Source organism: Candidatus Acetothermia bacterium, from assembly GCA_024653305.1.
In the GTDB taxonomy this organism is placed as follows: Bacteria; Bipolaricaulota; Bipolaricaulia; order Bipolaricaulales; family Bipolaricaulaceae; genus JACIWI01.
This window is the reverse complement of the sequence record JANLFW010000028.1, coordinates 1-7,923: the sequence shown is the minus strand read 5'-3', so window position 1 is coordinate 7,923 and position 7,923 is coordinate 1. Positions and strand designations below refer to the sequence as shown.

5 protein-coding genes are annotated in these 7,923 nt (G+C 61.8%); all 5 read left to right on the top strand.

Annotated features, from left to right (window positions below; all coding sequences use genetic code 11):
• Positions 1-126: 126 nt before the first annotated feature.
• Positions 127-4,149 carry a carboxypeptidase regulatory-like domain-containing protein gene (locus NUV94_07740; protein MCR4392628.1) on the top strand — a complete coding sequence of 1,341 codons (4,023 nt, stop codon included), beginning with the start codon at positions 127-129 and terminating at the stop codon, positions 4,147-4,149.
• Between the two features lie 12 nt (positions 4,150-4,161).
• Positions 4,162-5,121, top strand: coding sequence for a hypothetical protein (locus NUV94_07735; GenBank protein ID MCR4392627.1), 960 nt, complete (start codon positions 4,162-4,164; stop codon positions 5,119-5,121).
• A 208-nt stretch (positions 5,122-5,329) separates the two neighbouring features.
• Complete coding sequence (locus NUV94_07730; protein ID MCR4392626.1) at positions 5,330-5,938, top strand: hypothetical protein; 609 nt, start codon at positions 5,330-5,332, stop codon at positions 5,936-5,938.
• A gap of 48 nt (positions 5,939-5,986) precedes the next feature.
• Positions 5,987-6,655, top strand: coding sequence for a hypothetical protein (locus NUV94_07725; GenBank protein ID MCR4392625.1), 669 nt, complete (start codon positions 5,987-5,989; stop codon positions 6,653-6,655).
• A gap of 551 nt (positions 6,656-7,206) precedes the next feature.
• Positions 7,207-7,923: transposase (locus NUV94_07720; GenBank protein MCR4392624.1), on the top strand; the 717-nt coding region annotated here is incomplete at its 3' end.

Here is a 7,923-nt window from a genome sequence, read left to right as displayed (position 1 = left end):
TCGCCCTCACCTCCCGGGACCGGCACCATCCAGGTCCATGCCACGCTTGATGGAAAAACCTGGGAAGGTGTGATAAACTACTTTCGGCTCATCGGGCCCGGGACTTGGAAGGTGGAAGGAGCCGCGATGGTTCCAGCGGTGTTCAGGGACCTTCCGCCGGGGATTTGGACTTTCGAGTTTCATTCCGGGGGCCCTAGTGGGGCTACCCTCACCAACGTTTCCCCATCCTCCCCCCAGACCCTCACCGCCGGCGGGACGATCGCCTTCACCCTGAACTTCACGACCACGTCTCCGCAGACGGGAAGGATTATCGGTCGGGTAGTAGCAATGGGCACGGGGCAGGGGATTGTAGGATCTCTGGTAGAAGCAACCGGGCCAAGCTATGCCTCGACCAGAACGGTCAGCGGCGGAAACTATACGCTTACGGTACCAGCAGGGGCCTACACCCTGAAAGTCTCTGCGGACGGTTACCAACCCCAGACGCTGTACAACGTAACTGTGCCCGCCGGGGAAATTGCTGCGCGCGACTTCGGTCTATACCCAATCGTCACAACCCGCAACCTAACCGTGAACTCCCTAAACCCGAATGGTGGAGTCTCGATCTCCGTTAGCCCGAACGACACCGGAGGCCGGGGCAGTGGTGCGACGCCGTTTACGCGGACCTACGACAGCAACACGCGCGTGACGCTTACCGCGCCTGCGACAGCCGGGGGCAACAACTTCGAGAAGTGGCAGCGGAACGGGGTTGACTGGGCTACAACCACCACGACCACGATCACAATGGACGCCGACTACACGATGACGGCGGTGTACGTGTCGCCCTCACCTCCCGGGACCGGCACCATCCAGGTCCATGCCACGCTTGATGGAAAAACCTGGGAAGGTGTGATAAACTACTTTCGGCTCATCGGGCCCGGGACTTGGAAGGTGGAAGGAGCCGCGATGGTTCCAGCGGTGTTCAGGGACCTTCCGCCGGGGATTTGGACTTTCGAGTTTCATTCCGGGGGCCCTAGTGGGGCTACCCTCACCAACGTTTCCCCATCCTCCCCCCAGACCCTCACCGCCGGCGGGACGATCGCCTTCACCCTGAACTTCACGACCACGTCTCCGCAGACGGGAAGGATTATCGGTCGGGTAGTAGCAATGGGCACGGGGCAGGGGATTGTAGGATCTCTGGTAGAAGCAACCGGGCCAAGCTATGCCTCGACCAGAACGGTCAGCGGCGGAAACTATACGCTTACGGTACCAGCAGGGGCCTACACCCTGAAAGTCTCTGCGGACGGTTACCAACCCCAGACGCTGTACAACGTAACTGTGCCCGCCGGGGAAATTGCTGCGCGCGACTTCGGTCTATACCCAATCGTCACAACCCGCAACCTAACCGTGAACTCCCTAAACCCGAATGGTGGAGTCTCGATCTCCGTTAGCCCGAACGACACCGGAGGCCGGGGCAGTGGTGCGACGCCGTTTACGCGGACCTACGACAGCAACACGCGCGTGACGCTTACCGCGCCTGCGACAGCCGGGGGCAACAACTTCGAGAAGTGGCAGCGGAACGGGGTTGACTGGGCTACAACCACCACGACCACGATCACAATGGACGCCGACTACACGATGACGGCGGTGTACGTGTCGCCCTCACCTCCCGGGACCGGCACCATCCAGGTCCATGCCACGCTTGATGGAAGAACTTGGTCTGGCTCGGTGAGCTACCGCATCGCTGGCCCCCAGAATCGTGATGGAACGGCGGTTTCCGCAACGTTCCCGAACATGCCCACCGGAAGCTATACTTTGACCTATCAATCCGGGGGGCCCCCGGGTGCCACCCGGACCGGCGTCACTCCCAACTCCACCCAGACCCTTACGGCCGGGGGCACGGTCACCTTTACCCTGGTGTTTGCGACCACTCCCCCCACGTGTACTGAGGGAAGAGCGGTTGACCGAGTGTTCTTTGCAGACGTGCTCCGGGCGTTGGGCATCGGAGTCACAGACTTCGGAGTTGATGCTCTCGACAAATGGAAGCGATACGAGAACACACGTGCTTGCTGGAATCCTCTAGCCGCAACAATGCGGATGGAAGGCAGTTGGGACTTTAACTCAGTTGGCGTGAAGAACTACCCAGATCGGAGCACGGGTATTGATGCAACAGCGCGAACCCTTCGTTTGGGATACTACGATGCCATCCGAGCCATGCTAGCCAGAGAACGTTTCGACCGCCAACAGATAGAGACCGCGCTAAACACGTGGAGTGGAAATGGAGGGTACGTTGGCGATCTACTGAAGGAATGGGAGGCTCTTTGGAGCGCCACAGGCGCTCAGGAGTACGGCTCCCTGCGGGTAACGATCGAGCCGGCTGATGCGCGCAGCGCTGGCGCTCAGTGGCGACTGACCAGCGGACCTGACGTGGGGTGGAAGAACAGCGGCGAGTACATTCATAAACTGCCCGCCGGGACCACCTATGTCATCACGTTCAAGACACTCTCCGGTTGGCGGACGCCCGCCGATCAGAGCGTGACCATCACCACTAATGCTACGATGCTGAGAGGGGGGACCTATGTGCAAGAGCTGCCTGGTCCGCAAGTTAGCATCGTTAGGGTTCTTGCCAACCTGAACGGTAATCCTTGGCGAGGGGCTGTGACGTACAAGATCGACGGACCTACAAAACACGTAGGCACTTCTGTCGAGGCTGAGTTCGAGGCGGTCCCGGGAATCTACAGTCTCTCCTATACCTCTGGAGGACCTCCAGGTGCCGATCTACTGAGCATTACACCTGTATATCCCCGTGAGAAGCCTACCCTAGTGAGTGGTCAGGTGCTCACCTTCACGCTTCATTTCTCCACACAGTGCTCGTGCTGGGGGTCGAGGAACTGCAGCGGTCAGCTAACCGACAGAGATCTCGCGGCCCTGGTGATAACGCATTTTCCAGAGAGAGAAGTCACCCTGCATGATGGCACAACAGCGAGTAGCAGGGTTGTAGCATATGCTATTGCGAGGGCGGAGAGCCAGGGCGACCCAGGCAACTGCGGCGATAGGGATGTTCCCGTTCCGGATTACTGCGCCATCGGGCTCTGGCAGATCAATACATACTGGAACCATAGCAACGAACCACACCGTCTGTTCGACCCCGACTTCAACGCGCAAGCCGCTCGGGCTCTTTCAGAGAACCCCAAGGGGTGGGACAACTTTAGCACTTGGAAGGATGGTTCGTCGTATAGGAAATTCCTTCCTGAGGCCACGACGGCCATTGCTGCTGCTCTAGGACAGGTCGTGCCTTCTCCTGGCCGGCCCCAGCACACCTACGGTGTGGTCGCGGGCCTCTATTTGGTATCGACCCCGGTGGCGGCCGATGCTGCTCCCTACGGTGGTCGCGCCAAGCACCCTGTCACTGGAAGGTGGGAAAACGTCACTACCATCGAGCCGATCAGGGGTTACTGGGTCGAGCTTCCGGCTAACAAGACGGTAACGATCACCGGCACCCCAATAACCGCGGACGTCACCATCGACCTCTCCACCGCTGACTGGCACCAGATAAGCGCTCCGTGGCCGTATCCAAAGACGGCGATCCTGGTGGGGAGGGGGTCGGAGACCAAGTCGTGGAGCGACGCCGTGGCTGCGGGTTGGATAGGAAGCGTGCTATGGGGGTTCAGAGCAACCGAAGGTAATTATACCCCTGCGACTACCATTGACCCGTGGTACGGGTACTACCTGAAGTCCAATGTACCGGGGCTTAGCCTGCGGCTCCTATACACAGCACGGGCTACTACGATGTGCGTCACCTGCCCCGCAGTCCATGAACCCGAGCCGGTAGTCTTCCCGCTGGACCTCCCGCCACCGCCGTCTGAACCACCAATGCCGCCCGGCGCCGGCCCGTCGGTGATCTGTGCCCCCAACCCGGTGGCGAGTGACGGCGCAGCCTTCTTCTACTACCTGCCCACGGGAACGCAAACCGCGAAGCTAGTGGTTTACGATGTGGGAGGACGCCCTGTAATCGAGATCCCGCTTGATGCGGCCGCCACCCGCTATCCAGCGATTGGCAGGTGGAATCCGGTGGATCGGAACGGGATCCCTCTCGCCAACGGGCCGTACGTTTACGTTCTCATCGCCGATGGAAGGGTCATTGGGCAAGGGAAGATGGTCATCCAGCGGTAGGGAGGTGAGGCTGTGCTACGGGTTCATTATCGGGTAATTGCGGCGATCCTCGGTGGTGGGTGCCTCCTCTTCTTGTCTGCGTTTCCACAAGACTACAGCAACGTTGGCTCGGTTCTGGAGCTGGGGATGGGCGCTCGCCCCCTGGCCATGGGCGGGGCATTCGTGGGCCTTGCTGACGATGGGAACGCCCTCTTCTTCAACTCGGCCGGCTTGGGGGGCCTTGACGGTCTGTCGGCCCTCTCGTCGGGCGAGGTGCGACGGGACCTCGGGATACTTGGCCAGGTGGCCGTGGTGTTGCCCCGCCTCGGCCTGGGCATCCACTTCCTCGACCTCGGGGATGTTCCCCAGGTAGACGAGGTGGGAAACGTGATCGGACACTTCTCTTACCGAACCTATGCGCTCGTCGCCGGCGCCGGAATCCGCGGGGCCGACGTTGCTTTCTTGAGAACCCTTCCCCTTCTCCGAGATTTCGGCCTGGGGCTCAAGGTCAAGTTCCTCACTGTTAGCACCCTTGATCCAGGCAGCGGAAGCGGCCTCGCGGTTGACCTTTCGTTCTTCTACGGGTGGTCGAACACCGGGCTCGGCACGGGATCCCTCACTGGGTTGGGGCTGGGCCTCGTCTTGGAGAACCTCGCAGGCGTCCCCATCAAGTACGGCAGCGGCCACGAAGCGGACTGGCTCCGAGGTGTTGTCATCGGGACCTCGGTCACGCTCTTCGATTCCTGGACTGTAGTCGCCGATTTCGCCCCTGGTAAGGGCATCCGGACAGGGCTGGAGTGGCTCCCGGTTCCTGCGATTGCGGTGCGGGCCGGTCTGCGCAGCGAGGGTGCGGTCATCTGGAGCCTTGGATTTGGGGTGCGGTACGGCATGTTCGCCCTGGACTACGCATTCGTAACGCACCCGCATCTGGCACCCCAGCACCGCTTGTCGTTTGGAATAGAGCTTTCCTCGGCCGGGACGGGGCAACGCTGAAGCAGATGCGGTCCTGGGGGGCCAAGAGAGATTCCTACGTGTAGGTGGTCACGGCCGAGTCTCGCGGTCGTGGGAGATAGGCCGACTAAGGTCCCTCCTTGCCTGGAGGGCTTGCGGAGCTGATTGGCAGTCTGAGGGGGAGACGCGGGGAGACAGGAAGGCTTGGAGTAGACACAAGGGGAGGTAGGCCGAGATGCGGGGGGCAAGGTTGACGAGGTACGCGAGGTTCCTTGTTGCGGGCTGCATTCTGATTGGGATGCCGCTCCTTTGTGCTACGGGCTGCTCCTGGGATGAGCTGTTCGTTCCGCAGGAGCTTCTGCAGAATGGGAGCTTCTCAGAAGGCGGTGTCAATTGGGGAGTGGTGGGGGACTTCTGGGTGGGGGCCAATCCCAGCTCTTTCCCTGACTACCGCACACAGCCCGGATACGCGATGGGTGGGGTCGACCTCAGCGGGAGGCCGAAGAACACCGCCGAAGGGATGCTATACCAAGTGATAACGATCCCTGGCGGTGCGACGAGACTCACCGTGAGCTTCTGGCACAACATTACGTCCGAGGAACCCCGGGATACGGCGCCCCTGGATCGAATGCTGATTGTTCTCGTTGACGCCACGGGGACGGAGATCGTTGGGCTGATTGGAGAGCTGTCCAATACTGCACAAACCTACCGAGGTGACTACCGGTTCGTAACGCAGACGGTCCCGCTGAATCCCGGACTCCCGGGGCAGTCGGTGCGGTTTGCGTTCGTTGTCTGGACGGACGAAACACGGCCTACGGTCTTCCGTATCGACGACGTGAGCCTGAAGTGGGAGAACTGAGGAACGCGCGGGGGTGAGGCAGGCATGAGGGAGATAGGACATACGCGGGTGGCGCGAAGAGCGGCGGTTCTGCTCTTGGTTGCCGTGACGGTAACCGGCGGCGCGGCATCGTTCCGGGAGCGCCCTCCGACTACCGGCGTCCACCGCCCCACGGCCTACACGCTGCGCGGCGGGGAGTGGGAGACTCACCTCGGCGTGGGCCTACCCGTCACCTCCCCAAGCTACTGGGAGACCAAAGCCGGGCTCGGCGTGGGCATCGGTGGCTTCCTGCAGTTCGGAATAGCCCTCTCGTATGGTCGGCAGGCCGGGCCACCCCCGGCGTACATGACCTACAGCGCGTCTGCCAAGCTGCGGCTCTCCCTTGGATCGGACGTTGACCTGGCGGTACCGTTCGCGGCCAGCTTCCACGATGTCGGAATGGGGATCGAGTTCAGGTACATGCAAATTGGCGGAGTGCTCAGCATCCGGATCGACCCGGTGAGCCTGCATGGTGGTACTGCTCTGGGTTGGGACAACAACCAGGGGGTCTACATCCGCCCCTACGCGATTGCCGACCTAGACTTCTTTCCCAACTTGAAGGTCGTGGGCGAAGTCGGCTTCAGCCCGGTGAGCTTAGCGGTCGGGGCCTGGCTGAGGCTCCTCGACTTCCTCGACCTCAAGCTCGCCCTGACGCCGGCACCCCTCTCCGCCTCTGCCACCCTGTACCTGAGGTTGTAGCGGGGTCGGTTTCTGGCCGTGCCGGTCGTGCCGTGCTGCGGTCCTGGGAGGGCATGTGTGCCCGGTTGACCGGGGGGCAGGGGATGACCGTCCCCGCGTCGTCAAGTAGCGCACGGGGGGCTGGCCCTTCCAGCCGAAGAGAGGGCAGTGAAGGCGGGCGTGGAATCGGTACGGAGCAAGTCAGGCGGAGGCGATGCCGACTAGAAGGGGCAGCAGACTCGCGGTAGCGTGTGCAGCGCTTCTTGCAATCCCGTGCGAAAGCCCTGGCTATGCCTGGAGCATGTTGTCTACCCACGAAGATATCGCTGAGCTGGCGCTGCAGAGTGTGAATAGAGGGTTGGCTTACAGGATTGGTGAGCGGGCCGGTGAGCCCGATTGGTGTCACATTTTCGGGGGTATTCCAAACCCCGTCTTGTGTGCTTTCGCGCACCAGGTCAGTACGTTCAGGCAACATGAGCAGAGGGCACTGAAGAGCCTGTTGCGCAAACCCTTGTTAGCCTGAGAGAGCGAATGGTGGTAGGGTACGGACAACCGGGCTGATTGGGGGAGCGATGGGCTACAACTTCAAGCGTAAGTACCGCGAGGATGGGTGGGGCCGGGCGGCGTACGAGCCGCGGATGATGGTGGCGCTGCTTGTGTACGCGTACAGCCTAGGAGTGCGCTCCTCCCGGGAGATCGAGCGGGCGTGTGAGGACCGTGTGTCGTTCCGGGTGATCACGGCGAACCAGCGGCCGGACCACACCACGATCGCCCGGTTCCGGCAGGAGTTTACGGAAGAGATCGGGAAGCTGTTCACCGAGGTGTTGCACCTGTGTGTTCGGGCGGGGCTGGTGAAGGTCGGGGTGGTGGTGCTGGACGGGACGGAGGCGCGAGAGCGCGAGCAGGAGGTCACCGGCAAGACCAGGCGAGGGCGGAAGCCGAAGGCTCCGGACCCCACGCCCCGCAGAGAAGCCAAGGCCAACCTAACGGATCCTGAGAGCCGAATCATGAAGACCCGGACCGGGTACGTGCAGGGGTACAACGCCCAGGTGATGGTGACGAAGGACCAGGTCATCGTGGCGGCCGAGGTCACTCAAGATCAGAACGATGTTCACCAACTGCACCCGATGCCAGGGAAAGTGGCCGAGGAGCTGGCCACGGCGGGAGTGAGGGGGAGGGTGGCAAGGGTGGCAGACGCGGGGTACCAAAGCGAGGAGGGCGTACGCAAGGCAGATCCAAACGGACCTGAGCTGTTCTTGGCCACGACGAACGACCGCCAGCCGGGGGTG

Bases quoted from the DNA above. Each gene is read 5' to 3' on its own strand.
- NUV94_07740 (MCR4392628.1), top strand. From the start codon at position 127: ATGGTTCCAGCGGTGTTCAGGGACCTTCCGCCGGGGATTTGGACTTTC.